The organism is Microbacterium sp. Root180, assembly GCF_001428485.1.
GTDB lineage: Bacteria > Actinomycetota > Actinomycetes > Actinomycetales > Microbacteriaceae > Microbacterium.
On sequence record NZ_LMHS01000001.1, the window covers coordinates 462,587 to 487,344 of the forward strand.

At 69.2% G+C, this 24,758-nt stretch carries 25 protein-coding genes and 1 tRNA gene; 11 read left to right on the forward strand and 15 right to left on the reverse strand.

Going from position 1 to position 24,758, the window contains the following annotated elements:
* Window positions 1–10: 10 nt before the first annotated feature.
* Window positions 11–1,042, reverse strand: coding sequence for an LLM class flavin-dependent oxidoreductase (locus ASD93_RS02155; RefSeq protein ID WP_056118116.1), 1,032 nt, complete (start codon window positions 1,040–1,042; stop codon window positions 11–13).
* 144 nt (window positions 1,043–1,186) lie between these two features.
* On the opposite strand from ASD93_RS02155, the gene ASD93_RS02160 reads away from it, so the two are divergent.
* The gene (locus tag ASD93_RS02160; protein ID WP_056118118.1) at window positions 1,187–1,675 is read left to right on the forward strand and encodes a bifunctional nuclease family protein; all 489 of its coding nucleotides are present in this window, start codon (window positions 1,187–1,189) and stop codon (window positions 1,673–1,675) included.
* 9 nt (window positions 1,676–1,684) lie between these two features.
* Here the strand turns inward: ASD93_RS02160 and ASD93_RS02165 are convergent, their stop codons facing one another.
* Complete coding sequence (locus tag ASD93_RS02165) at window positions 1,685–2,860, reverse strand: MalY/PatB family protein (RefSeq protein WP_321163612.1); 1,176 nt, start codon at window positions 2,858–2,860, stop codon at window positions 1,685–1,687.
* A gap of 98 nt (window positions 2,861–2,958) precedes the next feature.
* On the opposite strand from ASD93_RS02165, the gene ASD93_RS02170 reads away from it, so the two are divergent.
* Window positions 2,959–4,011 carry a DMT family transporter gene (locus ASD93_RS02170; protein ID WP_056118120.1) on the forward strand — a complete coding sequence of 351 codons (1,053 nt, stop codon included), beginning with the start codon at window positions 2,959–2,961 and terminating at the stop codon, window positions 4,009–4,011.
* 24 nt (window positions 4,012–4,035) lie between these two features.
* On the opposite strand, the gene ASD93_RS02175 is transcribed toward ASD93_RS02170, so the two are convergent.
* The gene (locus ASD93_RS02175) at window positions 4,036–4,719 is read right to left on the reverse strand and encodes an aquaporin (RefSeq protein ID WP_056118122.1); all 684 of its coding nucleotides are present in this window, start codon (window positions 4,717–4,719) and stop codon (window positions 4,036–4,038) included.
* Window positions 4,716–5,066, reverse strand: a complete 351-nt coding sequence (locus ASD93_RS02180; RefSeq protein ID WP_056118124.1) for an ArsR/SmtB family transcription factor — start codon at window positions 5,064–5,066, stop codon at window positions 4,716–4,718. Before ASD93_RS02180 ends, ASD93_RS02175 begins: the two co-directional genes overlap by 4 nt.
* Window positions 5,067–5,152: 86 nt before the next feature.
* Between ASD93_RS02180 and ASD93_RS02185 the strand changes: the two genes are divergently transcribed.
* The 4 genes from ASD93_RS02185 to ASD93_RS02200 are packed head-to-tail and all read left to right on the forward strand — an operon-like array spanning window position 5,153 to window position 8,374.
* Window positions 5,153–6,475: an FAD-dependent oxidoreductase gene (locus ASD93_RS02185; RefSeq protein WP_056118126.1), complete on the forward strand. Its 1,323-nt coding sequence runs from the start codon at window positions 5,153–5,155 to the stop codon at window positions 6,473–6,475.
* Window positions 6,463–6,984: a GNAT family N-acetyltransferase gene (locus ASD93_RS02190; protein WP_056118128.1), complete on the forward strand. Its 522-nt coding sequence runs from the start codon at window positions 6,463–6,465 to the stop codon at window positions 6,982–6,984. The genes ASD93_RS02185 and ASD93_RS02190 overlap by 13 nt, the downstream gene beginning before the upstream one ends.
* 39 nt (window positions 6,985–7,023) lie before the next feature.
* Window positions 7,024–7,932, forward strand: coding sequence for a metalloregulator ArsR/SmtB family transcription factor (locus ASD93_RS02195; protein ID WP_082569113.1), 909 nt, complete (start codon window positions 7,024–7,026; stop codon window positions 7,930–7,932).
* Window positions 7,933–7,969: 37 nt separating this feature from the next.
* Window positions 7,970–8,374, forward strand: a complete 405-nt coding sequence (locus tag ASD93_RS02200) for an arsenate reductase ArsC (RefSeq protein WP_056118130.1) — start codon at window positions 7,970–7,972, stop codon at window positions 8,372–8,374.
* A gap of 24 nt (window positions 8,375–8,398) precedes the next feature.
* Here the strand turns inward: ASD93_RS02200 and adhP are convergent, their stop codons facing one another.
* The 3 genes from adhP to ASD93_RS02215 all read right to left on the reverse strand — a co-directional run bounded on the left by adhP (window position 8,399) and on the right by ASD93_RS02215 (window position 12,072).
* On the reverse strand, window positions 8,399–9,409 hold the full coding sequence (gene adhP, locus ASD93_RS02205; protein WP_056118131.1) for an alcohol dehydrogenase AdhP: 1,011 nt from the start codon (window positions 9,407–9,409) through the stop codon (window positions 8,399–8,401).
* A 174-nt stretch (window positions 9,410–9,583) separates the two neighbouring features.
* Window positions 9,584–11,551 carry a heavy metal translocating P-type ATPase gene (locus ASD93_RS02210; RefSeq protein ID WP_235566854.1) on the reverse strand — a complete coding sequence of 656 codons (1,968 nt, stop codon included), beginning with the start codon at window positions 11,549–11,551 and terminating at the stop codon, window positions 9,584–9,586.
* On the reverse strand, window positions 11,548–12,072 hold the full coding sequence (locus tag ASD93_RS02215; RefSeq protein ID WP_056118133.1) for a flavodoxin family protein: 525 nt from the start codon (window positions 12,070–12,072) through the stop codon (window positions 11,548–11,550). The genes ASD93_RS02210 and ASD93_RS02215 overlap by 4 nt, the downstream gene beginning before the upstream one ends.
* A gap of 240 nt (window positions 12,073–12,312) precedes the next feature.
* Between ASD93_RS02215 and ppsA the strand changes: the two genes are divergently transcribed.
* Window positions 12,313–14,697 (forward strand): phosphoenolpyruvate synthase, encoded by a 2,385-nt coding sequence (gene ppsA, locus ASD93_RS02220; RefSeq protein WP_082569158.1) that lies wholly within the window; start codon window positions 12,313–12,315, stop codon window positions 14,695–14,697.
* Between the two features lie 108 nt (window positions 14,698–14,805).
* Window positions 14,806–15,681, forward strand: coding sequence for a universal stress protein (locus ASD93_RS02225; protein WP_082569114.1), 876 nt, complete (start codon window positions 14,806–14,808; stop codon window positions 15,679–15,681).
* 9 nt (window positions 15,682–15,690) lie between these two features.
* Here ASD93_RS02225 and ASD93_RS02230 read toward each other — a convergent pair whose 3' ends face one another.
* Together ASD93_RS02230 and ASD93_RS02235 are read right to left on the reverse strand one after the other, a co-directional pair.
* Window positions 15,691–16,326: a response regulator gene (locus ASD93_RS02230; protein WP_056119110.1), complete on the reverse strand. Its 636-nt coding sequence runs from the start codon at window positions 16,324–16,326 to the stop codon at window positions 15,691–15,693.
* Complete coding sequence (locus tag ASD93_RS02235) at window positions 16,323–18,044, reverse strand: GAF domain-containing protein (protein ID WP_056118139.1); 1,722 nt, start codon at window positions 18,042–18,044, stop codon at window positions 16,323–16,325. Before ASD93_RS02235 ends, ASD93_RS02230 begins: the two co-directional genes overlap by 4 nt.
* Window positions 18,045–18,192: 148 nt before the next feature.
* Between ASD93_RS02235 and ASD93_RS15975 the strand changes: the two genes are divergently transcribed.
* A complete protein-coding gene (locus tag ASD93_RS15975; protein WP_056118140.1) occupies window positions 18,193–18,846 on the forward strand; it encodes a pyridoxamine 5'-phosphate oxidase family protein in 654 nt (217 codons plus the stop codon).
* Window positions 18,847–18,867: 21 nt separating this feature from the next.
* On the opposite strand, the gene ASD93_RS02245 is transcribed toward ASD93_RS15975, so the two are convergent.
* The 3 genes from ASD93_RS02245 to ASD93_RS15835 form a co-directional block, all read right to left on the reverse strand.
* The gene (locus ASD93_RS02245; RefSeq protein ID WP_056118142.1) at window positions 18,868–19,320 is read right to left on the reverse strand and encodes a pyridoxamine 5'-phosphate oxidase family protein; all 453 of its coding nucleotides are present in this window, start codon (window positions 19,318–19,320) and stop codon (window positions 18,868–18,870) included.
* Between the two features lie 117 nt (window positions 19,321–19,437).
* A complete protein-coding gene (locus ASD93_RS02250; protein ID WP_056119112.1) occupies window positions 19,438–20,142 on the reverse strand; it encodes a spermidine synthase in 705 nt (234 codons plus the stop codon).
* Window positions 20,143–20,188: 46 nt separating this feature from the next.
* Complete coding sequence (locus ASD93_RS15835; RefSeq protein WP_157536841.1) at window positions 20,189–20,359, reverse strand: hypothetical protein; 171 nt, start codon at window positions 20,357–20,359, stop codon at window positions 20,189–20,191.
* Between the two features lie 130 nt (window positions 20,360–20,489).
* Here ASD93_RS15835 and ASD93_RS02255 point away from each other — a divergent pair, with 130 nt between their 5' ends.
* Window positions 20,490–20,738 (forward strand): type II toxin-antitoxin system Phd/YefM family antitoxin, encoded by a 249-nt coding sequence (locus tag ASD93_RS02255; protein ID WP_056118145.1) that lies wholly within the window; start codon window positions 20,490–20,492, stop codon window positions 20,736–20,738.
* On the forward strand, window positions 20,735–21,001 hold the full coding sequence (locus ASD93_RS02260) for a Txe/YoeB family addiction module toxin (RefSeq protein ID WP_082569117.1): 267 nt from the start codon (window positions 20,735–20,737) through the stop codon (window positions 20,999–21,001). Before ASD93_RS02255 ends, ASD93_RS02260 begins: the two co-directional genes overlap by 4 nt.
* Window positions 21,002–21,132: 131 nt before the next feature.
* Here ASD93_RS02260 and ASD93_RS02265 read toward each other — a convergent pair.
* From ASD93_RS02265 to ASD93_RS02275, 3 genes are all read right to left on the reverse strand, one after another.
* Window positions 21,133–21,220, reverse strand: a tRNA-Ser gene (locus tag ASD93_RS02265).
* Window positions 21,221–21,246: 26 nt separating this feature from the next.
* Window positions 21,247–23,523 (reverse strand): transglutaminaseTgpA domain-containing protein, encoded by a 2,277-nt coding sequence (locus ASD93_RS02270; protein WP_056118149.1) that lies wholly within the window; start codon window positions 23,521–23,523, stop codon window positions 21,247–21,249.
* Window positions 23,510–24,757 carry a DUF58 domain-containing protein gene (locus ASD93_RS02275; protein WP_056118151.1) on the reverse strand — a complete coding sequence of 416 codons (1,248 nt, stop codon included), beginning with the start codon at window positions 24,755–24,757 and terminating at the stop codon, window positions 23,510–23,512. The genes ASD93_RS02270 and ASD93_RS02275 overlap by 14 nt, the downstream gene beginning before the upstream one ends.
* Between the last annotated feature and the right edge of the window lies 1 nt (window position 24,758).

Below are 24,758 nucleotides of genomic sequence, written 5' to 3' on the forward strand. Positions count from 1 at the left end.
CCGTGACCGGTCAGGTGCGCGTGCCGACCCATCCGAGCGCCGGCGCGACGTGCGTGGCGAACGCCTCGACGACGCGGAGGTTGAACTCGACGCCCAGCTGGCTCGGAATCGTCAGCATGAGCGTGTCGGCGGCGGCGATCGCGGCATCCGCCTTCAACTGCTCCACGAGCACGTCCGGCTCGGCCGCGTAGGTCTTGCCGAAGGTGGAGCGCATGCCGTCGATGACGCCGATCTGGTCGCCGTCCTGACGTCCGCCGAAGTAGAGGTGGTCCTCCGCGGTCATGAGGGGGAAGATCGAGCGGCTCACCGAGACGCGCGGTTCGCCCGCGTGCCCGGCTTCGCGCCAGGACGCCCGGAAGGCCTTGATCTGCTCGGCCTGAAGGACGTCGAACGGGCGGCCGTCCGCCGACGTCAGGAGGGTCGAGGACATGAGGTTCACGCCGACGCGGCCGGCCCACTCGGCGGAGTCGCGGTTGCCGGCTCCCCACCACACACGTGAGCGCAGTCCGGGGGAGTGGGGCTCGATGCGCTGCATTCCGGCGGCTCCGGTGCCGAACGGGGACGAGGCATCCCGCTCCGCCAGGCCCTCGCCGTCGATCGCGCGCAGGAACAGGTCGAAGTGATCGCGGGCGATGTCCGCCCCGCGCGGGTCGCCGGATCCGGTGTACCCGAAGGCCTCGAACCCCCGCACCACCGTCTCGGGTGAGCCGCGGCTCACGCCGAGCGCGAGTCGTCCTCCCGAGATCAGGTCGACCGCTGCCGCTTCCTCGGCGAGATACAGCGGGTTCTCGTACCGCATGTCGATCACGCCGGTGCCCACCTCGATGCGCTCCGTCTTGGCCGCGATCGCCGCGAGCAGCGGCATCGGCGAGGACTGCTGGCGGGCGAAGTGATGCACGCGGAAGTACGCGCCGTCGACGCCGAGCTCGTCCATCCCCTGCGCGAGGTCGATCGCCTGCAGCATCGAGTCGCCGGCCGAGAGCTGCCGTCCGCCGCCGAGCGGGCCGTAGTGTCCGAACGAGAGGGTTCCGAATCGCTCCATGTCGACTGCAACGGTACGCGCGCGATCTCCATTCCGGTGGATGAAGCGGATGCCGCGCCCGCCCGGTCCTCGCCGGTATCCGCCCCCCCGCGACGGCCACCCGTGCCTACGATGGCAGGAGTCGACGCGTGAGGGGGGTCAGAGATGCAGGTGCGAGTGGCCGGCGTCGCACTCGACGCCTCCGGGCAGCACGTCCTGCTGCTCAAGCCCATCGACCAGCTTCCCGGCGACGGCATGGTGCTGCCGATCTGGGTCGGGCAGCTCGAAGCGACCTCGATCCTCGTCGCCGTGGAGCAGGCGCCCGTGCCGCGACCGCTCGCGCACGACCTCATGATCTCGATCATCGACACGCTCGGGGCCGAGATCACGCGCGTCGAGGTGACCCGCATCGACGACGGCACGTTCTACGCCGAGATCACTCTGACCGCGGGGGACCGCGCCGTGACCGTCGACGCACGACCCTCGGATGCCGTCGCCCTCGCGACGCGCGCCGGTGCCGGCATCTGGGTCGCCGAGGCCGTCATGGCCGAGGCCGGGGTGCCCGACGTCCTCACGGAGTCCGACGCCTCGGAGAGCCTCGACGAGTTCAAGAAGTTCCTCGACGACGTGGAGCCCGAGGACTTCGAGGCATGACCGGGGTTTCTACGCCGCCCCGGTGACGCCCCGCGCGGTCGCCGCCAGGCGTCGCACCGCCTCGGTGATCGTCTCGGGGGCGCACGCGACGTTCATCCGCGCGAAGCCCGATCCCTCCCGTCCGAACGACGGCCCGTTCGCGAGTGCGACGCGCGCCCTCTTCCGCGCCGTCGCGGCCGGGTCATCGCCCCAGCCGAGTGCCGACATGTCGAGCCAGGCGAGGTAGCTGGCGGATGCCTGGCGCAGCACGACCTCGGGCAGGTGCGCGTCGAGCTCAGCCCGCAGGTGGTCGAAGTTCGCCTCCACGGCGGTGATCATGGCATCCAGCCAGTCCCGGCTGCGGGCGAAGCCTTCGCGTGTGGCGATCAGCCCGAACTGGCCGGTGCGATAGGTGACCTCCGCGGGGAGCCCGCGGACGACGTCCCGCATGCGGTCGGACTCCGTGACGAACAGTGCCGCCTTCAGCCCGGCGAGGTTGAACGCCTTGCTTCCCGACTCGGCCGCGATGCCGTGGCTGCGCGCCTCGTCGGACACGGTGAGGTAGGGCGTGAACTCGACGCCGTGGTGGGTGATCGGCGCGTGGATCTCGTCGGAGACGACGAACCCGCCGTGCCGATCGACGATGCGCGACAGCTCCGCCAAGGCGGCGCGATCGTGCACGAGTCCGACGGGGTTGTGCGGGTTGCACAGCAGCACGCCCTTCGCCCCGGCGGCCATCGCGCGGTCGATCCCCTCCAGGTCGAGCGAGTAGGCGGCGCCGTCGTCGAGGAGGGGCACCTCCACCACCACCCCGCCGCCTTCGGGGATGAGGTCGAAGAATGGCGGGTAGGCCGGCGGTGTGATGATCACGCCGTCGCCGGGCTGAATCAGCGCTCGGAGCGACTCGGCGATCACGACGCTCACGTCGGTCGTCAGGCGCATGTCCGCCGGATCCGGCGTCCACCCCCATTTCGTCGAGGCGAAGTCGCGGAAGGCCTGCCGGACGGCCGGATCGTCCCCGTCGACGTACCCCGTGTCGCCGAGCTCGACGGCCTCGAGGAGCGCCGCCTTGATGGCGGGGGCGAGGGGGAAGTCCATCTCGGCGACGAACATCGGCAGGATGTCGTCCGGGTAGGCGCGCCACTTCACGCTGCTGCGCCGGCGGAGGATCGACATCGGGTCGGCGGTGGTGGCGATGGCGGACAAGCGGTGCTCCCTCGGGTGGCGGTGGTTCGAGTCTGCCCGACAGGAGGCCCACTTGACGGACGACGGGCCCAACGCCAAGACGGTGAGAAACTGGACGCATGCGCCGGACAGCTCTCTCTCACCGCGGCGTGCAGGCAGCGCTCCTGGCTGCGCTGCTGTTCGGCGCGGGGACGCCGCTGGCAAAACTCCTCCTCGGGGGCGACATCAGCCCGTGGTTGCTGGCCGGCCTGCTCTACTGCGGCTCCGGGATCGGGCTGGGCGGCCTGCGTCTGCTGCGTCACGCACCGCGCGTCCGGCTCGAGCGGGGGGAACTCCTGCCTCTCGGCGGAGCGATCCTCAGCGGCGGCATCATCGCACCGGTTCTGCTGATGGTCGGACTCTCGCAGATGCCCGCTTCGGGGGCGTCTCTTCTCCTCAACGCGGAGGGAGTCTTCACCGCTCTGCTGGCGTGGTTCGTCTTCCGAGAGAACGTCGACCGTCGCGTCGCCACCGGCATGATCGCGATCGTCGCCGGCGCTGTCCTGCTCAGCATCCCCACCGGCGCGGAACTGGGCAGTCCGTGGCCCTCGCTGGCGATCCTCGGAGCGTGCTTCTTCTGGGGACTGGACAACAACCTCACCCGAAAGATCGCTCTCAACGATGCCACCTGGCTCGCCGCCGCCAAGGGCCTGGTCGCCGGTCCGGTGAACTTGATACTCGCGTTTGCGCTCGGTGCCGCGCTGCCGGCGGCCGGGAGTATCGCCGCGGCGCTTGTCGTCGGATTCTTCGCGTACGGCGTCAGCCTCGCCCTCTTCATCGTCGGGATGCGGCACGTGGGCACCGCTCGCGCCGGCGCGTATTTCTCGGTCGCGCCGTTCTTCGGCGCGCTCCTCGCGATCCTGCTCGGCGATCCGGTCACGTGGCAGCTCATGGTCGCCGGACTCCTCATGGGACTCGGCATCTGGTTGCACCTCACCGAACACCACGTCCATGAGCACACCCACCAGCCCGTCGTGCACGACCACTGGCACAGCCACGACGACGGGCATCACACGCACGAGCACCGTGAGCCCGTCTCCGCGGGAACCCGTCACCGGCATGAGCACTCACACGAGGAGCTCACCCACGCCCACGAGCACTACCCCGACTCCCATCACCGCCACGCGCACTGACGCACTCCCGCACCCCACCCGATGTCAGGCGGCGACAGGCTCCGGCGCCGGCCGCGGGAAGAGCAGCCGGACGGCGGCGAGTCCGAGCGCCGCCCCGACGAGCTGTGCGGCGATGAACGGGAGCACCGACGCCGGTGCGATCCCGGCGAAGGTGTCGGTGAACATGCGGCCGATCGTGATCGCGGGGTTGGCGAAGCTCGAGGACGACGTGAAGAAGTAGGCCGCACCGATGTACGCACCTACCGCGGGTGCGGCGCGGTGGGAGCGGCCGGTGCGAGCCAGCGCGAAGATCACCAGGATCAGGCCGGTCGTGGCGACGACCTCGGACAGGAGCAGGGGCCAGCCGGATCGGTCGGTCGTGCTCCAGGCGACGGCGGGTGCCGCGAACATCACGTTCGCGAGGATGGCGCCGGCGATGCAGCCCACGATCTGGACAGGCAGGTAGATCGCGGCGGTCGACCACGACCGCCGGTGAAGAGCGATGTCGACCAGCGTCACGACGGGATTGAAATGCGCTCCCGACACGGTGGCGAACACGAGAATGAGCACCGCCAGCCCGAGGGCGGTGGCGAAGGCGTTCTCGAACAGCTGCAGCCCGACATCGGTGGGGGAGAGGCGCTGCGCGGCGATCCCCGAGCCGACGACGACAGCGGCGAGTCCTGCACTGCCGAGGAACTCTCCCGCAGCAGCGCGCACGGCGTGTGTCACGACGCGACGAGGAGCTGCGAGACGCGGTCCAGGGCGCCCGGAACCAGCGTGAAGTACGCCCAGGTACCTCGCTTGCTTCGCGTCAGGAAGCCGGCGGTGGTGAGAATCTTGAGGTGGTGGGACACGGTCGGCTGACTCAGTCCGACCGGCTCGATCAGATCGCACACGCAGGCCTCGGCATTCTCCGAAGCGGCGACGATCGACAGCAGTCGCAGCCGGGTCGGATCGGCGAGAGCCTTCATCGTCGTCGCGAGCTGATCGGCCTCTGCAGCGGTCAGCGGCTCCCGCACCAGCGGAGCGCAGCACGCGCTCGCGGAGACGTCGGTAAGGTCGAGCATCGTGGCCATATATCGATACTAGTGGATATTGACAGATGTCGATGGACCGATGCAGAATCGGGTATCGAAGTTCATCGATATCTGTGGAGGCTGTTGTGACCCTGCTCGACCTCACCCCCCGCGCCACAAGCGCGGAGCGAGTTTCGACCCTGCCCGTCGCGATCATCGGAGCCGGCCCTATCGGGCTTGCGGCTGCCGCGAATCTCGTCGAGCGCGGCATCGACTTCGTGGTCTTCGAATCCGGCGAACGGATCGCGGCGAGCGTGCGATCGTGGGGCCACACCCGTCTCTTCTCGCCGTGGAAGCACCTTGTCGACCCGGCATCCGCCCGTCTTCTTGCTGCTGCGCAGGGGTGGGAGGTTCCCGACCCGGAGCGCGCACCGACCGGCGCGGAGCTGGTGGACGAGTACGTCGCACCTCTGGCGGCGTTGCCCCAGATCGCGTCTCGCGTTCGCTTGGGCGTCGAGGTGCTCGGTGTGACGCGTGAGGGCATGGACCGCACCCGCACGCGCGCCCGCGCGACCACCCCGTTCTCTGTGCGCATCCGCACCGTGGACGGAGTGGGAGAGGATGTCTCCGCGCGCGCGGTGATCGACGCCTCCGGCACGTACCTGTCGCCCAACTCGCTGTCCTCCAGCGGGCTGGAACTGCTCGGCATGGCCGACATCGCAGACGCCGTCACCCCGGCCCTGCCCGACGTTCTCGGCCGCGACCGCGGACGCTTCGCCGGGCGCCACACCACGGTCGTCGGCGCCGGGCACTCCGCGGCGAACACCCTCCTCGGCCTTGTCGAGCTGGCGAAGCAGGAGCCCGGTACGACGGTGACCTGGCTGATCCGCAACGCCCAGGCCGTGCGCGTCTCCTCCTCGGCCGATGACGAACTCGCCGATCGCGCGCGACTCGGGAGCCGCGTCGACCAGGCCGTGGCGGACGGGCAGATCGCCGTTCTCGACGGTTTCGAGATCATCCGCGGGCGGCGCTCCAGCGGGCACGTGGAGCTGGTCGGACACCGCAGAGGCGAGGTCGTCGAGCACGCGACGGATGTCGTCGTCAACGCGACCGGATTCCGCCCGAACCTCGACATCCTGCGCGAGATCCGACTCGACCTCGACGACATCGTCGAGGCGCCGAGGCGGCTCGCGCCCCTGATCGACCCGAACGTGCACTCGTGCGGCACCGTCGAGCCCCACGGATTCCGTGAGCTCACGCATCCGGAACAGGGGTTCTTCATCGTGGGGATGAAGTCGTACGGTCGCGCTCCCACCTTCTTGCTGGCGACCGGCTACGAGCAGGTGCGCTCGGTGGCCGCCTGGCTCGCCGGCGATGTGGCCTCGGCGTCTCAGGTCGAGCTCGTGCTGCCCGCGACCGGGGTGTGCTCGACAGACCTGTCCGCCGATGGCGGAGGATGCTGCTCGTGACGCACTGCCGGCCGATGACACCGGACGACTGGCCCGAGGTCGAGAGGATCTACGCCCAGGGCATCGAGGATGGCGAGGCGACCTTCGAGGTCGCGACCCCGACCTGGCAGGCGTTCGACGCCGGCAGGCTGACGCGGGCGCGGCTTGTCGCTGTCGCCGCCGACGGCCGCACCCTGGGGTGGGTGGCGGCATCGTCGGTGTCCTCGCGACCCGCGTACGCCGGCGTCGTCGAGCACTCCGTATACATCGACCGCGACGCGCGGGGCGCGGGGGTGGGGCGCCTCCTGCTCGACGCCTTCGTGGAGGCGGCGGAGCAGGCGGGATTCTGGACGATCCAGTCGAGCGTCTTCCCCGAGAACGCTGCGAGCCTGCGGCTGCACGAGCGCGCGGGCTTCCGCGTGATCGGCCGCCGAGAGCGGATCGCGAGGGCCGGCGCCGGCCCGCACGCCGGTCAGTGGCGCGACACTGTGCTCATCGAACGCCGGAGCACACGCAACGGCCGGGCCTGAGTCGATCGGGCTGGGCGATCACTCGATAGACTGCTGTCTATGGGTCGCGCGGAGCTCGAGGATCTGGCCACGCTCGCCGACCCGACGCGCGCGCGCATCCTCCGTCTGATCCGCGACTCGGACGACGGTCGGATGCTGGTGGGCCGGCTCGCGGAGCAGCTCGCGCTGCGACAGCCGACGGTCAGCCACCACATGAAGGCGCTGCACGCCGACGGGCTCGTCGTGCGAGAGCCCGAGGGCAGGCGTGTGTGGTATTCCATCGCTCCGACGCAGGCCGACCGGATCGACGCGCTCCTCGGAGCGGACACCCGGTTCGATGCGGCACCCGATCTCGACCGGATCTCCGACGACCTGTCGTTGCGCTTCCGCGGCGTCTTCAGCCCGCAGACCGTCCGGGCGGCTGTCGAGCAGAGTAGGGAGCTGCTCGCGCAAGCGGGGGCGACGGCCTCGCTGAGCAGTCGTACCGCGGCGTTCGCGGCGACCCGGCTCGAGGCGCTCCGTCGTTCCGCGGACCCTCCCACGGGGACGCCGACCGTGCTGTTCGTGTGCGTGCAGAACGCCGGTCGGTCCCAGATGGCCGCCGGCATCCTGCGGCAGCTCGCCGGCGATGCCGTCAGGGTGCAGACCGCCGGCTCCGCGCCGGCCGGCGACATCCGCCACACGGTCGTCGGAGTCCTCGACGAGATCGGAGTGGCGATCGGCGACGAGTACCCGAAGCCGCTGACCGATGAGGTCGTGCGAGCCGCCGACGTCGTGGTGACGATGGGGTGCGGCGACGCGTGCCCCGTGTATCCCGGTCGGCGGTACCTCGACTGGGAACTCGACGATCCGGCGGGAAAGCCCGTCGACGAGGTGCGCGCGATCAGGGACGAGGTCGATGCGCGGGTGCGCGGCCTGCTCGACGAACTTCTGGTCGATCGTTCACCCGGCGTTTCCCCAATTAGATAGATGGTGGTCTATTCTTTTCCTTGAAGAGGGAGAGACCATGACCGACAAGCCCACTGTTCTGTTCGTCTGCGTCCACAACGCGGGCCGTTCCCAGATGGCGGCCGGGTTCGTGCGCGAACTCGGGGGGGATGACGTCGAGGTACTCTCGGCGGGGTCGGCGCCGAAGGACGCGATCAACCCGGTCGCCGTTCAGGCGATGGCAGAGGTGGGCATCGACATCGCCGGGAACATCCCGAAGGTGCTCACCGTGGATGCCGTGCGCGAATCGGATGTCGTCATCACGATGGGCTGCGGCGACGCGTGCCCGATCTTTCCCGGCAAGCGATACGAGGATTGGGAACTCGATGACCCGGCGGGTCAGGGCATCGAGTCCGTGCGGCCCATCCGCGACGACATCCGTGGGCGGGTGGAGCAGCTCCTGTCCGAGCTCATCGCGAGCTGATCCGCGCCGCAGCGGGTGATCGCCTCAGTACTCGAAGACGAGCCGAGCGAGCACGTGACCGGAGAGAACCTCTTCCATCGCCTCGTTCACCTCGTCGAGGCTGCGGCGCTCGGCGATGATCCTCGTACGCCCGGCCGCGTGCAGCGCGAACACCTCCGCGAGGTCCTGACGTGTGCCGACGATCGACCCGATGATCGAGATGCCCTTCAGCACGGTCTCGAAGATCGAGACGCTCATCTTCTCGTCCTTCGGCAACGCGACGCAGATGAGTCGACCGCCGCGACTCAACGACGAGAACGCCTGCTCGAAGACGCGAGGCGATGCCGCGAGCACCAGAGCCACATCGGCTCCGCCCAGATCCTGGATCGCGGTGACGGGGTCGACCTGGGCGGCATTGACCAGATGGTCGGCGCCGAGTTCGCGGGCCAGTTCGAGTTTCGGCTCCTCGACGTCCACGGCGATGACGGATCCGCCCATGAGCCGTGCGTACTGCACGGCGAGATGACCCAGTCCGCCGATGCCGAACACGGCCACGCGCTCCGTCGGGACGATGTTGGCGACTTTGAGCGCCTTGTACGTCGTAACGCCGGCGCACGTGAGGGGGGCGGCATCCAGGGAGCTGACTCCGTCGGGGACGGTGACGACGTGCTTCGCGCTGGCGACGGCGTACTCGGCGAACCCGCCGTCGACGGAGTAGCCGCTGTTCTGCTGCTGCTCGCACAGCGTCTCACGGCCGTCGATGCAGTAGCGGCACTCGCCGCAGGCATATCCCAGCCAGGGGATCGCGACCCGTTCTCCGATCGCCCGGCCCGTGACGCCGGCGCCCAGCTTCTCCACGATGCCCACACCCTCGTGGCCAGGAACGAACGGAAGACCCGGCTGGACCGGCCAGTCGCCGTGGGCGGCGTGGATGTCCGTGTGGCACAGCCCGCACGCTTCCAGATGCACGAGGACCTGGCCGGCGCCCGGCTCCGGAATCTCGCGATCCAGGATCTCGAGAGGGGCGGTGAACGACGAGACGACGGCTGCTTTCATGACCTGTCCTAGCTCTGGCGCGCACGAAACACACGACATCGGGATACGCGGAATCCCGACGCACCTGCCATGTTTCGCCTGCGGGCGAGTGAGCGCTGGGCCGAAAGTCCCTCGGGGTGCTCCCACGGGTGGGCGCGTGCGCGGCCGCTGCCGAGATCTCGCCGCGAGTTCGGGTCAGCGCACCCGCATCCGGGTCGCGCGCAATGCCCACAGGATGGCGATGACATCGACGGCCTCTTGGAGCCACGCGCCGACGATCGCGGGCACCAGGCCGAAGGCCGCCAGAAGCATCAGGACGAGGCTGAGGCCGATCCCGATCCAGATCGCCTGCAGTGCGATGTCGACCGTGCGACGGCCGATGGTGACGGCATCCGCGATCCGCCCGATGTCGTCGGGGAGCACGACGATGTCGGCGGCCTCGCTCGCGGCGGTTGCGCCGCGCGCCCCCATCGCGATGCCGATATCCGCGGCGGCCAGCACCGGCGCATCGTTGATGCCGTCCCCGGCCATCGCGATCGGACGGTGGGGCGAGCGGGTGATGAACTCGACCTTGTCGACCGGCAGGCAGTTCGCGTGGACGTCGACGATCCCGACCTCGCCGGCGATGTGGTCGGCGGTGGCACGGTCGTCGCCGGTGAGCATCGTCACCGCCTCGATGCCCTGCCCGCGCAGGGCGGCCACGGTCGCTGCGGCGTTCGCGCGGACCTCGTCGCGGAAGACGAGGACCCCGGCCGGCTCCCCGCCGAGAGCGACGTACGTCGCCATCTCGCCGCTCGCCAGTTCCGTGCGCGGGATGCTGCGTCCCACATGCTCGGCGATGAAATCGCGCTTGCCGACGGCGACGACGCATCCCGAGACCCGGGCGATGACGCCGTTGCCGGTCGCCTCCTCCGCGTCGTCCGCCTCGAGGAGGGTGACTTCGCGGTCGCTCGCCCCGTTGAGGATCGCCCTCGCCAAGGCGTGCGTCGAGTTCGCCTCCACCGAAGCGGCGAACTGGAGCAGGGTGTCGGCCGAGATGCCCTGTTCCGCGCGGATGTCGACGAGGACGGGTTCGCCTCGCGTCAGCGTTCCGGTCTTGTCGAACGCGAATGCGCGCACGCGGTGGAGCTTCTCCAGGGTCGAGCTGCTCCGGATGATGACGCCGTCGCGGGCCGCCCGGCTCATTCCGCCCATGAACGCCACCGGCGCCGCGATGATCAGCGGGCAGGGTGTCGCCACCACCAGCACCTCCGCGAACCGCGCGGGGTCGCCGGAGAGCCACCAGGCGAGCCCGGCGATGACATACGCGGTGATCGCGAAGGGCAGTGCGAAACGGTCGGCCAGGCGCACCATGGGGGACTTGCTGTTCGCAGCGCTCTCCACGAGGGCGACGATCTGCTGGTATTGGCTGTCCTGAGCCGCTCGGGTGGCCTGAAGGACGACGGATGCCGGGCCGCTGACGCTTCCGCTGAGGACGTCGTCCCCCGCGATCTTCTCCACCGGCAGGCTCTCGCCGGTCAGAGAGGACTCGTCGAACACTCCCTCACGATCGACGAGGATGCCGTCGACGGGCACCACCTCGTTCGCGCGCACCAGCACGCGATCATTCGGAAGGACATCGCCGATCGTCACGTCCTCGATGGTTCCGTCGCGGCGGACCCGGTGCGCGGCCTGCGGATTGCGTGCGAGCAGGTCGGAGAGGTCGCGCCTCGCGCGGTGCTCCGCGTAACTCTCGAGGGCTTGCCCCGTGGTCAGCATCAGTACGATGACCAGCGCCGCCCAGACCTCTCCGACGAGGACCGCGGCGACGATCGCCGTCACGGCGATGATGTCCACTCCGAGCCTGCCGCTGCGGAGGGTGCGGATCATCGCCACGGCGGAGCGGGCCGCCATCACGACCACGAATGCCGTCACGACCAGTTCGCCCGTGGCGGGACCGGCCGTGAGCGCGAGAGCGCCGCCGATCATCGCGACGCCCACGGTCGCCGCCACCCAGGGGAAGCGGCGGATCGCAGACGCGGCCCGCTGGACGCCATCGAGGAAGCCCGCCGATCGCGGTATCGCGCGGCCGTGTCCGGGCTTCAGGCCCATCTGACGGGCCGCTGCGTCCGTGTCGATCCCGGGTCCGTCCATATCGGGTGAGGCCTTGACGACCGCCCTCACGCGATGGGAAGGGGGACGAGTCCGCTCGCCCACTCGCGAGCCCGCGTCTCCTCGCCCTCGAGGAGTCGGTTGTCGAGACCGACGAGGAAGTCGGCGTGGCTGTCGACGCGCGCGAGGCGGCGCTTCAGTCCCTTCGTCATGGCCTTGCAGGCATCGCCCGAGAAGATGGACGGGATGTCCGCCCGCGTCGAGAACACGGCGAAGTGAGGATCGCCCACGAGCCAGATCCGCTTCAGCCACTCGCGAACGCCACTGGCCCCCGCCATCGGCTCGAGCGTCAGCTCCTTCGTCGGGTCCGCCGCCCACGCGGCGGCCTCGGTGCGCGACGTCGTTCGAGGGAGGCTGTGGGCATGGGTGGGTGCGCCGACGATGACCAACGCGTAGTCGCTGAGGTCGGCGGGAGCGTCGTAGGCGAGGGTCACGCGCGCGTCGACTCCCTGGGTCGTCAGCCCGTCGGCGATGGCTTCCGCGAGAGTGCGGGTGTTGCCGAACATCGATTCGTACACGATGAGTGCGTTCATGGCATGGCTCCTTCGTGGGCTGGTGGACCCGAGTCTCGTCGCCCGCGCGGAGGAGGCACTGGGTCGAACGTCCCGCCGCATCGGAGAGCTCACGCCGGCGGGACCTTCGGCCCACGTCGCCCGTGCGCCGGTGCCGAGTATGGGCTCATGAGCGACCTCGCCGTGGCCGCGTCCCGATCAGCAGTGCCCTCAGGCGCCTGACGGGCTGGCTCGACGGCGCCGATGACGGGAGACCGCAACATGTCCAATCTGCTCTGGTTCCGTGACATCACGATGTCCGACCTTCCCCGCGTAGGCGGGAAGAACGCCTCACTGGGTGAGATGGTCTCCCGTATCCACGGGGCCGGGGTTCGCGTGCCGGGGGGTTTCGCGACGACCGCCGACGCCTACCGGGCATTTCTGGCTCATGGCGAGCTCGCCGGTCGAATCCGGGGCGAGCTGGAAGATCTCGACACGACCGACGTGCGCGCGCTCGCCGTGGTCGCGCTCAGGATCCGCAGCTGGATCGAAGGGCAGCCGTTCCCGGCTTCGCTCGACGACGACATCCGATCCGCGTACGCGACGCTGGTCGCAGAGCAGGAGCATCCTGAGCGGGTGACCTGGGCCGTGCGGTCGTCGGCGACCGCCGAAGACCTGCCCGACGCGTCGTTCGCCGGTCAGCAGGAGACCTTCCTCAACATCGACGGCGTCGAGAACGTTCTGGAGGCGATCCGGGGCGTGTTCGCGTCCCTGTACACCGACCGCGCGGTCGTCTACCGGGCGCAGCGGGGGTTCGATGAGGACGACATCGCCATCTCGGCCGGCGTGCAGCTCATGGTGCGATCGGACGTAGGCGCGTCAGGGGTCATGTTCACGATCGACACTGAGTCCGGCTTCGACGATGTGGTCTTCATCACGAGTGCGTACGGTCTCGGCGAGACCGTCGTGCAGGGATCCGTCAATCCGGACGAGTTCTACGTATACAAGCCGGCTCTGCGCGAGGATCGACCGTCGATCCTCCGACGTGAGCTGGGGTCGAAGACGGTCGCCCTCCGGTATGCGGCGGGAACTCGCATCGGGGACAGCACCGTTCTCGCCGATGTCGCCGACGACGACAGGGCCCGATTCAGCATCACCGACCAGCAGGTCGAGGAGCTCGCGCGCAGTGCGCTCGCCATCGAGGCGCACTATGGGCATCCGATGGACATCGAGTGGGCTCTGGACGGAGTGGACGGCACTCTCTACATCGTCCAGGCCCGGCCTGAGACAGTCGTCACCCGGCGCGACAGCAGCGTCCTGCGCCGCTACGTGCTGAGAGAGCGCGGTGACGTCCTCGCCGCCGGCCGGGCGGTCGGCGAGCGGATCGGCCATGGACCCGTGCGGGTGATGCACGATCTCAGCTTGATGCACCAGTTCCGAGCCGGTGACGTGCTCGTCGCAGACCGCACTGATCCGGACTGGGAGCCGATCATGAAGATGGCTTCCGCGATCGTGACCGACAGCGGCGGCCGAACGTGCCACGCGGCCATCGTCGCTCGGGAACTCGGCATCCCGGCCGTCGTCGGAACGGGGAAGGGGACGCGATCGCTCGTGGACGGGATGGGCGTCACCGTGGCCTGCTCGGAGGGCGATGACGGCCTGGTGTACCGGGGCATCCTCGACTATGCGGTCGATGAGACGCCGCTCGACGGGATCCCGGAGCTCGCAGTCGACCTCATGCTCAACGTCGGGGTTCCCGATCAGGCGTTCACGCTCGCTCAGCTCCCCAACCGCGGGGTCGGGCTCGCGCGGCTCGAGTTCATCATCAACCGCGCGATCGGCATCCACCCCCGCGCCCTCGCCGAGTTCGACACACTGCCCGAGCCTCTGCGGGAAGAGGTGGCGCGCAGAACCGCCGCCTACCCGTCGCCGCGGGACTTCTTCGTCCAACGGGTCGCAGAAGGGGTCTCGACCATCGCGGCGGCCTTCGCGCCGAAGCCGGTCATCGTGCGCATGAGCGACTTCAAGACCAATGAGTATGCCGGTCTGCTCGGCGGCGACCTCTTCGAGCCGCACGAGGAGAACCCCATGCTCGGATGGCGGGGCGCGTCGCGCTACACCACCCCGAGCTTCCGAGCCTGTTTCGACATGGAGTGCGAAGCGCTACGCCATGTCCGCGATCGGATGGGCCTCACGAACCTCAAGATCATGATCCCGTTCGTGCGGACGGTCGAAGAGGCTTCTGCGACCATCGCCCTCCTGGCCGAGAACGGCCTGCGGCGTGGGGAGAACGGTCTCGAGGTCATCATGATGTGCGAGATCCCCTCCAACGCGCTTCTCGCCGATGCGTTCCTCGACCACTTCGACGGGTTCTCCATCGGCTCGAACGATCTGACGCAGCTGACGCTCGGCGTGGACCGGGACTCCGCTCTCGTCGCCGGATCGTTCGACGAACGAGATCCCGCAGTGCTCGACCTGCTGGGACGCGCGATCGAGGCCTGCAATCGCCGTGGCAAGTACATCGGGATCTGCGGGCAGGGACCGTCTGATCACCCCGACCTCGGGGACTGGCTGGTGGCGCGGGGCATCGACTCGATGTCGCTCAACGCCGACGCGATCGTCAAGACGTGGCTCCGGCTGGCGGAGGCCGCTGCGGTGACCGTGTGAGATGGATGCCGCGTCCGGCGCGGAGGGACCTTCGTCCCTGGGGCGGTCGGCGCAGAAACGTACGTTCGCCTCAGGCGCCTGATCGGTGCCGGGCAGGGAGATGCTCCGATGGAACGGATTGTGCTCGGCTACGACGGGAGCGTGGCGTCGGTCGCGGCGCTCAGCTGGACTGCGGCCCGGTCGGCCCGGGGATCCACTCGCGTCGATGTCGTTCTCGTCGCCTCTCCTTTCTCGAAGGATCGTGCACCCGGCCTGGAACGGCTCGGCGACGCTGAGGCGTTTCTGCGGGAGCGGGTCCCCGGGCTCGAAGTCGAGCTGCACCGCCTCGACGGGTCGGTGCCCGAGTCCCTCGCGGAGGCAGCCGAAGGGGCTGACCTGGTCGTGATCGGGATCCATCCCGGACATCCGATCCGGGCCGCCGCGGCCGGCTGGTCGCCGTTGCGTGTCAGCATCCGGGCCACTGCGCCGGTCTGCATGGTCCCTGTCGGGTGGGTTGAAGGTGATGACCCCGTGACGGTGGGGGTCGCAGACGACGCGTCATCGCAGTCTGCGATCGACTTCGGCGTCGCGGAGGCGATCGCGACCGGAGTGAGTGTCCGTCTCGTGCACTCGTGGCTGATGCCGAGCCCCGTCTTCGACTACGGGACCGCGATCGCCGTCGATCCGACGGCGGTGATCGAGGACCATCGGAAGATACTCCGCGCCGGCGTGGAGCGCGTCCTGCACGGCGGGCCCGCTGTGGCCGTGGAGAGCGAGCTCATTCGCGACAGCAGGGCCGCGGCACTCCTGAGGTTCGCCTCGAGATCGTCCCTCCTGCTCATCGGCACGCACCGCAGGGGCGTGCTCGCCGGGAGCCTGCTCGGTTCGGTTGCACAAGAGGTGCTCTGGCGTGCGGATTGCCCGGTGTGCGTCGTCCCGCCCCAGCAGCGGAGAGAGCCGGGGCTGACGCCGGCGACGTCCACCGTCGAAGCGGGTCGTGGGTAGTCGTTCCGGCTACTCGGGCGAGGGATGCTCGAGCTGGAAGATCGCGGCCTGCGTTCGACGCTCGAGCCCCAGCTTGCTCAGCATCGATGAGACGTAGTTCTTCACCGTCTTCTCGGCGATACCGAGGTGGTCGCCGATCTGCCTGTTCGTGAGACCGTCGGCGATGAGCTTCAGAATCTGCCTCTCACGAAGACCCAGCGAGCCCAGACGAGGATCCTCCTCGGCGCGAACCTGCATCTGCGCCTTCGCCTGCCGCACAGCATTCGCGTCGAGCAGCATCCGCCCGGCTGCCACCGCGCGGACCGCGTCCACCAGGCGGGAGCCGCCGATGTCCTTGAGCACATAGCCTGCCGCTCCTGCCAGCACCGCGGCCGAGACAGCGGTGTCGTCGTCGTACGCGGTCAGGATCAGGCACGCGACGGAGGGTGCTCGTGAGCGGATGTCGCGGCACACGTCGATGCCGCTCCCGTCGGGGAGCCGCACGTCCAGCACTGCGACATCCGGCTGCGTCGCTTCGATCCGGCCCACCGACTGCCGCGCCGTCGCGGCTTCGCCGATCACCTCCATGTCCGGCTGTGCGCTGATCAGGTCCGTGAGGCCGCGGCGGACGATCTCATGGTCGTCGACGAGGAACACCCTGATCACCGCTCCTCCCTCGCGGCAGGGGAGGAGCCCGTCGGGGCTCTCCACGAGACGATCGTGCCCGTGTCCGACGTCGCCACCGAGAACGTTCCCCGCCGTTGCACGGCGCGCTCGCGGAGGTTGCTCAGTCCGCTGTAGGAGGCGTCCGCCGGGATGCCGACGCCATCGTCTTCGACGGTCACGGTGACCTCGTCAGCGAGCACTCCGACCTCGAGGGAGAAGTGATCGGCGCGGGCATGCCGGGCTGCATTGCTGAGCAGTTCGCGAGCGACCGCCACGACATCCTCGGCGAGCTGATCGCGGACGATGAGATCGACCGGGCCGGTGAACCGGATCGCGGGCGGCCTGCGGACCGAGCCCGACAGCTCGGCGACCACATCGAGGAGGCGGTGGCGCACGGATGCCTCGTCGCGATGGGAGAGCGCGAAGATGACGGTCCGGATCTGCGTGATCGCGTCGTCGAGTCGATCGATCGTCTCGCCGAGGATCTCGCCGTCGGGCCCCGGTCCGGTTCGGTCGGCCAGGGCCTGGAGCCCGAGCCCGGCACCGAAGAGCTGCTGAATGACGTGGTCGTGCAGGTCGCGTGCGATCCGGCGCCGGTCGTCCGCCAGCAGGGCTCGCCGCGCATCTTCGGCGGCGCGTGCGAGCTCGAGGGCGATGCTCGTGCGAGAGGTCAGGTCGATCGCGCCCTCGACCTCGGCGGGCGAGAACCGAGGTTGGTCGGGTCCGCGCGCGATGCACAGCACTCCCCAGAACTGAGGCCCGGTGCGTAGGGGGATCGCGACTGCGGGGCCTGTGGCGCCATCGGCCGCGCTCAGAAGCGGGTCGGGTTCGGCCTCGTGGATCCGGGGCTGCGAGTGCGTCTGCGCGTCCTCGATGACCCGTCCCGCGAAGACCGCCGCCGGATCGAGAACGGAGCCGCGCAACGAGTTCTCGTCGTCGCCGCTCGCGGCAGCGACACGGAGCTGCCCGCTGTGGGCATCGGGGACGAGGATCGTGACCAGGTCGGCCTCCGCGACGTCGCCCACGCGGGTCGCCACCAGGTCGAGACCGGTGCTGGTCGACGTCGAGATGATGGCGGCGGACAACTCCGCCGCCGCGGTCATCCACTTCGTGAGCGTCTGCGCCTCCCCGAGAAGTCGCGCGTTCTCGACAGCGAACCCCGCGGTCGCCGCGAGTGCCTCCACCAGCTGCTCATCCTCCTCGCTGAAGTCTCCGTCGCGATGATCGGTGAGGTAGAGGTTGCCGAAGACGGCGCCGCGTACGCGCACCGGCACTCCGAGGAACGACGTCATCGGCGGGTGGTGCGACGGAAAGCCCGCCGCGCGCGGATCGCCCGCCATGTCCGCGAGGCGGATCGGGCGGGGATCGGTGATCAAGGCGCCCAGGAGGCCGCGGCCTTCGGGAAGGTGGCTGATGGCTGCGGCATCCTGATCGGGAATGCCGACATAGATGAACTGCTCGAGCCCATCGTGCTCGGGATTGACGACGCCCATTGCTCCGTACCGTGCGTCGACCAGCTCGATGGCGGCCTCTACGATGCTGCGGAGCACGCGACTCAGATCGCTCTGCTCGACGACTGCCTGCGTGGCGCGCAGGAGAGCGCGCAGCCGCCCCTGCGCACGCATGACGCGCTCGCTCTGCGCGACCAGGGACTCGATCGCATCCTCGAGGTCAGTGCGCGGTCCGTCGGGAAACGAGAGCGAGCCGGATTCGGCCACGGTTGGTCCTCCGTCCCACAGCCGGTGGGGCAAATCTATGACCGTGCGAGCCGTTCCGCCAGCACGCTGCGTCCTCCCGGGACCTTCGACCCGCACGGACGCCCTCGGCGAGCGTTCACTGGACTCACCCACGAAAGGACGGCACGCCATGCTCGGCACTGACTCCGCATCGATCGAGGCCGACTCGCCCACGGGTGCTCCGGATCCCGGAGCGGTCGACTCCGCGTCCGAGTCCGCCGGTGAGCGACCGAACCCCTACCTCGCGGCGGCTCCTGAGGCGAGTCCCGAACGCGACCGGAGGGTCGAGGAGCTCGAGACCGCACACTGCTGGCGACTGCTCGAGGCGGCGAAGGTCGGCCGGCTCGCTATCGAAGGGCACGATGGACGCCCGGACGTGTTCCCCGTGAACTATCTCGTCCACGATGGCAACCTCTTCATCCGGTCGGCGCCGGGCACGAAGCTGAGGAGCATCGCGAAGCATCCGGCGGTCGCGTTCGAGATCGACGGCGAGACGACCAACTACCACTGGAGCGTCGTGCTCCATGCCGCCGCCCACAGACTCGACCTCGACACCGACATCGAGGCCAGCGGGGTGCTGGAGCTCATCTCGGCCAGTCCGACGGCGAAGGCCGACTTCATCCGGCTCACTCCGGAGAGCATCACCGGGCGTCGGTTCCGCAAGCGCGATCATCGGGACCGGGGGAGCGCGCCACTGCCCGACCCCACGCCGATCGAGGGCGGGCAGCGTCACGATCTCAAGCCCGATCCCATCCCTCACTTCTCTCCGCTGCGCGAGGACTGATCGCGTCGGCAGCCGGAGGGCTCACGTCCAGGCGTCGTTCGCGGATGCCGCGTAGCGATCCGGCTCGGGGCCGCGCGTGAAGCGTCGGCCGGTGACGGACGTCGGTTGGATGCGCACCCAGCGGTACTTCAGCGTGGGGATCCACGGCGTCAGCGGCAGCGCGTCGGCCTCGTCGATCTCGCGCTGCAGTTCCAGCCGCGTGGCGGCACCTTTCAGTACGACGCTGGCACCGAAGGTCTCGTCGTACTCGTCCACCTCGAAGGCGACTCGCGGGTTGACCGACAGCTCAGCCAGCTTCGAACCGGGTGCGGTGCGGAACAGGAGTGACGGACCGTCCGTGACGTAGTTCACCGGGAAGATGTCGGGCTCGTCGCCGACAGCTACGGCCAGACGGCCGAGCTGGTTCCGTGCGAGGAGGTTCCAGCAGTCCTCTTCGCCCATCGCGGACACGACTGTGCCGCTCGCTTCGTCCATGATCTCGCCTCCATCGCGTATGCCGGTCGCGTCGCGACCGCACGATCCAGCGAACCTCGTATGCTCCAGCACCGTGGGGTCGAAGGTCCCGCCGGACCAGACGCATTGCTCTTCGGTCTACGGTCGGGTCGCGACATACACGGTGTTCGACGAGGTCCCGCCCGTCAGACGGTTGTCGAAGGCCACGACATGGGCTGTGCTCTCGTCGAAGACGGATGAGAGCACGGCCAGGAAGTCGTCGTCGGGCGGGTCGTCCGACCACAGAGCGAAGACGCCCCGATCGTTCAGGCGCCGAGCGAGGGACTCGAGCCCTGCGACGGTGTAGAGGTCGGCGTGACTCGGATCGAGGATGTGGCGCGGGGAGTGGTCGACGTCGAGCAGGATGACGTCGTAGCGCGCGTCCTCCCGTTCGGGCGTCCGGCGCATCACGGCGAAGAAGTCGTCGTGAACCAGAGTCGTGCGGGGATCCCTGACGAGTTGCACCGACATCGGGAGCAGTTCCCGCTCATGCCAGCCGATCACCGCGGGGAGCGCGTCGATCACGTCGAGCTTTCGGACGCGGCGGTCGCGCAGTGCGGTTGCGGCCGTGTAGCCCAGGCCGAGGCCGCCCACGAGCACGTCGAGGTCGACGCGTTCGGTCGCGGCGAGGCCCAGCGTAGCGAGCTCTTCCTCGGCGACGGTGAACTGACTCGACATCAGGAAGTCGTCGTTCAGGCTCACCTCGTAGATGAGGTCACCCGTCGTCGGGTCGATACGCCGACGGAGGATCAGCTCGCCCATCCGCGTCTCTTGCCAGTCGAGTTCCTCGAATCGGGCGATCATGCAGCTGCTTCCGTTCTCTGGCGTCTGAGCGATGCGCCGTTCCTCGTCACCCGGGATGCCGGCTGTGGTCGTCGAGGTCCGGTCGGGCACGCAGGACGTCGGCGATCTCTTCCTCCGGTCGAGGCGGAATGGTCTCGTCTGCTTCCAGTTCCGGGATGGACGGTTCGTCTGCCCGGGGAATGTGATTCCGGGAAGAGTGCTCGGTCTGGGGCGCCATGGCGAATCCTTCGGTCGGCGACGCTCACAGCGTATGCCGCTTTCGCCGCATTGCGCCCTGTGCGAAGCAATTCGGCGAGGGGATCACTGGCTGAGTGGTACCATATATTGTACAACTTCCTGGAGGCATCATGGCGATCACGACGAGCGAAGCTCGACGCGACCTGTTCGGACTCATCGAGCGCGTGAACCTCGACCACAGCGAGGTGGAGATCACCTCGAAGCGGGGTTCGGCCGTGCTGATGTCGAAGGACGAGTATGACTCGCTGGTCGAGACCAGCTACCTTCTGCGTTCACCCGAGAACGCGCGTCGGTTGCTGAGTGCGATGGAGAGCGCCCGATCGGGTGAGGTGACAGAGCGCGAATTGCTCGAGCCTTGACAGACCGAAAGCTTGCGTGGACTGCCGAGGGCTGGGAGGACTACCTCTACTGGCAGACGCAGGATCGAAAGACGCTGAGGCGGATCAATGCGCTGGTCGGCGACATTCTGAGGGATGACCCGTTCGAGGGAATCGGCAAGCCTGAACCCCTCAAGCATGCTCTTGCCGGTGCCTGGTCACGACGAATCGATGAGAGCAACCGCCTCGTGTACGTCGCTGACGATCAGCACGTGACGATCCTTCAGGCTCTATATCACTATTGAGGAGAGCAGCTTGTGGCCTTGCGTTGCCTCGCGGAGGATAGGGGAGTCCGTCGCTGCGCTCCTCCTCGAATCGCTCACCCAAAATAGACGAAGATGAGGGCCACCCCTACGGGGCAACCCTCATCTTCATCTGGCGGAGGATAGGGGATTCGAACCCCTGAGAGCTTTCACTCAACACGCTTTCCAAGCGTGCGCCATAGGCCACTAGGCGAATCCTCCATGGCCCCGGAGGGCCACGGAACATCTTACCTGGTCGCCGGAGCGCCTCCTGCGTAGACGCTGCCCGGGCGCACGATGAGCGAGCGCGGTGCGATCACGGCGAGGATCCGCCGCGCGACCGGCGCCGCAGTGATCAGCTGCGCGCGCACTGCGATGGCGGCATCCGTCGCTGCGTCGCCCAGCCAGTAGTCCCGCCCGCCGGACGGCGCGTACGAGGCGCGCTCGATCGCGGCCACGAGCATCTCCATGTTCTCCGGCGAGACGCCGTGCTGATCGATGAGGCGCTGGGCGAACCCGCGCGGACTCTCGCTCGCCGGCACCGAGATGCCCACGTCGATGGCGGCATCCTGCACGATCGTCCACGCTGCGGCGGCGTCGCCCCCGCGCCCGGACGCCGTGAGCTGCCGGCGTCGTACCTCGCGCACGAGGAAGGGGAGGGCGAGCACGAGCAGGATGAGCAGGATCACGCCGAGCGTCGGCAGCGGATTCGTGCCGGTGAGCGCCGTTCCCGGCAGAGCCTCGTCGCGCGGGTTGATCGAATCGTTGGGGTTGGCGCTCGAACTCGACGTCGGCGTCGGCGTCGCGCCCGGCGTCGCGGTCGACGGGTCGTCGGGATCGCCGGGCAGCGTGGACGCGGGAGTGAAGGTCGTCGGCACGCCGAGGCCGGCGGTCGGCTCGAACGGCACCCAGCCGACGTCGTCGAAGAAGACCTCGGGCCACGCGTGCGTCAGGGAGCTGGACACCGAGTAGACGGTCTGGTCGTCGATCACATCGGTCGTCGCGGTACCGGGGAGGTAGCCGACGACGATGCGCGTCGGCATGTGAAGGCTGCGAGCCATGAGGGCGAAGGCCGAGGCGAAGTGGATGCAGTAACCCTCGCGCACCTCGAGGAACTGCGCGACCGCCTCGGCGCCGCTCCCGTCGAACCCGTCCTCGACCGGGGCGTCGAGGGAGTAGCGGAACTCTCCGCCGCGGAACCAGCGCTGCATTGCGATGAGGCGGTCGTAGTCGTTAGTGGCGCCGGCAGTCACCTCGGCGGCGAGGTCGATGATGATCTGCGGAGTGTTCTCCGGCAGCTGGGTCGTCTCGTCTCTCAGCTCGGGCCCGCCGGCGTTGTAGCTGCGGATCTGCTCGAGAGTCGGGCGGGGAACATTGGCCACGACGTCGTAGGCCTGCCCCTGCGTCGAGCCCGACTGCGAGATCACCGTGCGGTTGTAGGGCACGGCGGCCCAGCGTCCGTCGAGTCCGGCGACCGAGACGGCGGGAAACGACACCGGCAGCCACACTGTCGACAGGTTCACGACCTCGACCGACGTCGTGTACTCGGACACGCGCACCCCGGTGCCGACGGCGACGCGGCCGAGCCCGAACTCGCTGTCCAGCGGCACGGTGCGCACCTGGTCGGGCTCCCAGATGCCGCCCTCGAAGCGAGACAGCGTCGTGGCGCGCAGGTACGGGGCGGACGGAGCGTCGGTGCGCACGCGCAGCACCTCGACCGCCTCCGGGCGACGCAGGTCATCGCCGAGCTGAAGGCTCGCGTCGATGCCCGGCCCGGGGCCGAGTGCGCCGCCGGCCCGCACCGCGGGCTGCGGCAGCAGCGGCGTCGCGACTACCGCGACGATGATGGCGATCGCGCCGATCCCGAGCGCGGTCGCCGGCACTCCCGCGGTGCGCTCCGACTCGCGCTCCACCGGGCGCTCGCGCGAGCGCGTCTCGGCGCGGATGAGGAACAGGATCGCGACCGCGAGGAACACGAACGCCACGACGTCGACCTCGCGGGGCACCGCGATCGCGGGGATGAGTGAGACGGCGACGATCCCGATCGACGCGAGGAGCGGCATCCGTGCGGTCACCACGACGTGGTCGACGATCAGCGTGAGCAGCCCCATGGCGCCCACGATGAGGAAGGCGAGCGAGATGTGATCGTCGAGGGGCGCCGCACCGAACGTGATGCGCTCGATGGCCTCGTCGATGAGCGGCGGAACGGCTCGGAAGGTCTCGGGCGTCGGAACCACCCCGAGCAGCGCGGTGTGCCGCAGGAAGACGACCGTCATGAACGCGACCCAGACGCCGGCCTCGATGAGGCTCACGGCGACGGCGGGAAGGCGGAAGCGGCGCGCGATGAAACCGGCCGCGAGCACCGCCGTGGCCAGGAGCACCGAGCCGAGCAGCCAGCCTCCGGGCTTGACGACGCGCACGACCGGGATGAGCGCGGCGAGAAGGGCGGCCAGCACGGCGACCGTCAGGACGAGCTCGCCGCCGCGGCGGCCCGCCCGCTGCGCGAGCGCGTCAGGCGATGACATGACTCACCCCGCGCCCGACCGCGTTCGCCCACGACCCGGCCAGATCGCCGTCGGGATCGATCACACCCACGCGCCAGCCGCTGTCCGCCGCGCGGTCCAGTGCGTCGCCGACCGGCGACACGGCGAGGAGCATCGGCAGGGAGCTGTGGTGGACGACCGGGGCGACCGCCTGCGCGTCGGAAGCGTCGAAACGCCCGACGATGAGGATCACCGGGCCCGTCATCACCCCGGCGAACAGGCGAGTCAGCCGCGTGAGATCGTCGTCGCGGCGGGCCGTGAGCGTCGCGAACTGGCCGAGCATGGCCTCGACCTCGGCCATGTCGCCGCCGTCGATGCGCTCGGCGAGCAGTGTTCCGTCGGAATCGATCACCTCGACCGCGTAGCCGTCATGAACCAGACGCGCGACGGCGGACACGCACGCCGACACCGCCGCCTCGAATCCGGGATCGGTTCCCGGCGCCTGCATCGCCTCGGTCGACCACCGCAGCACTCCGCGATCGATCACGACGCTCGCCTCCGGAGTGGACTCCTGCTCCTCCTGCCGCACCATCAGCTCGTCGCGGTGGGCGGTGGCTCGCCAGTGGATGCGGCGCATGGAGTCGCCCGGACTGTACGGCCGCGCGACGAGGTTGTCCGCGCCCTGCCCGAGCTGGTTCGTCGTCGTGTGGAGCGTGCCGCCCGTCTCGCCGGCGAAGTCGGTCAGCGGCGGCAGGTCGATGAGCGCCGGTGCGACCGTGACCGGCGTGCGCTCGCCGAAAACCGTGTGCCGCCGAGCGAGGCCGAACGGGTCGGTCGAGCGCACCGCCAGCGGTCCGATCCGGTGCACTCCGCGACGCATGCCGGTGACGACATACGAGAGCTCGACGACGCGCTCACTGCGCCGCAGGCCGGAGGCGAGTGCCGGGAAGATGCCCTCCGGCTTGCCCCGCAGCCCCTTGGGCAGCACGTCGCTCCAGACCCCTGGTGGCGTCGGGAGTGCAGTGCGCACCCCCACCGTGACCGAGACGAGCGACTCGCGCCCGACCGTCACGACATCCGGCGCCAGCGACCGGGTCACCACATCGGAGCGACGAGAGAGATACAGCGAAGCCACGCTCGCGACGATCACGGCCACGAGGAGGATCCCGAAGTACATCAGCTCGGACACCCCGAACTCCGAGGCCATCACGAAGCACGTCAGGGCCAGGATGAGCGCGCCCGTGCCTCGCACGGTCAGGGGCCACAGGCGTCTCATC

Excerpts from the sequence above, each read along its gene's own strand:
- ASD93_RS02155 (WP_056118116.1), bottom strand. The coding sequence starts at position 1,042 with ATGGAGCGATTCGGAACCCTCTCGTTCGGACACTACGGCCCGCTCGGC.
- ASD93_RS02160 (WP_056118118.1), top strand. The coding sequence starts at position 1,187 with ATGCAGGTGCGAGTGGCCGGCGTCGCACTCGACGCCTCCGGGCAGCAC.
- ASD93_RS02170 (WP_056118120.1), top strand. The coding sequence starts at position 2,959 with ATGCGCCGGACAGCTCTCTCTCACCGCGGCGTGCAGGCAGCGCTCCTG.
- ASD93_RS02180 (WP_056118124.1), bottom strand. The coding sequence starts at position 5,066 with ATGGCCACGATGCTCGACCTTACCGACGTCTCCGCGAGCGCGTGCTGC.
- ASD93_RS02190 (WP_056118128.1), top strand. The coding sequence starts at position 6,463 with ATGCTGCTCGTGACGCACTGCCGGCCGATGACACCGGACGACTGGCCC.
- ASD93_RS02195 (WP_082569113.1), top strand. The coding sequence starts at position 7,024 with ATGGGTCGCGCGGAGCTCGAGGATCTGGCCACGCTCGCCGACCCGACG.
- ASD93_RS02200 (WP_056118130.1), top strand. The coding sequence starts at position 7,970 with ATGACCGACAAGCCCACTGTTCTGTTCGTCTGCGTCCACAACGCGGGC.
- adhP (WP_056118131.1), bottom strand. The coding sequence starts at position 9,409 with ATGAAAGCAGCCGTCGTCTCGTCGTTCACCGCCCCTCTCGAGATCCTG.
- ASD93_RS02215 (WP_056118133.1), bottom strand. The coding sequence starts at position 12,072 with ATGAACGCACTCATCGTGTACGAATCGATGTTCGGCAACACCCGCACT.
- ppsA (WP_082569158.1), top strand. The coding sequence starts at position 12,313 with ATGTCCAATCTGCTCTGGTTCCGTGACATCACGATGTCCGACCTTCCC.
- ASD93_RS02225 (WP_082569114.1), top strand. The coding sequence starts at position 14,806 with ATGGAACGGATTGTGCTCGGCTACGACGGGAGCGTGGCGTCGGTCGCG.
- ASD93_RS15975 (WP_056118140.1), top strand. The coding sequence starts at position 18,193 with ATGCTCGGCACTGACTCCGCATCGATCGAGGCCGACTCGCCCACGGGT.
- ASD93_RS02245 (WP_056118142.1), bottom strand. The coding sequence starts at position 19,320 with ATGGACGAAGCGAGCGGCACAGTCGTGTCCGCGATGGGCGAAGAGGAC.
- ASD93_RS02250 (WP_056119112.1), bottom strand. The coding sequence starts at position 20,142 with ATGATCGCCCGATTCGAGGAACTCGACTGGCAAGAGACGCGGATGGGC.
- ASD93_RS15835 (WP_157536841.1), bottom strand. The coding sequence starts at position 20,359 with ATGGCGCCCCAGACCGAGCACTCTTCCCGGAATCACATTCCCCGGGCA.
- ASD93_RS02255 (WP_056118145.1), top strand. The coding sequence starts at position 20,490 with ATGGCGATCACGACGAGCGAAGCTCGACGCGACCTGTTCGGACTCATC.
- ASD93_RS02270 (WP_056118149.1), bottom strand. The coding sequence starts at position 23,523 with ATGTCATCGCCTGACGCGCTCGCGCAGCGGGCGGGCCGCCGCGGCGGC.
- ASD93_RS02275 (WP_056118151.1), bottom strand. The coding sequence starts at position 24,757 with ATGAGACGCCTGTGGCCCCTGACCGTGCGAGGCACGGGCGCGCTCATC.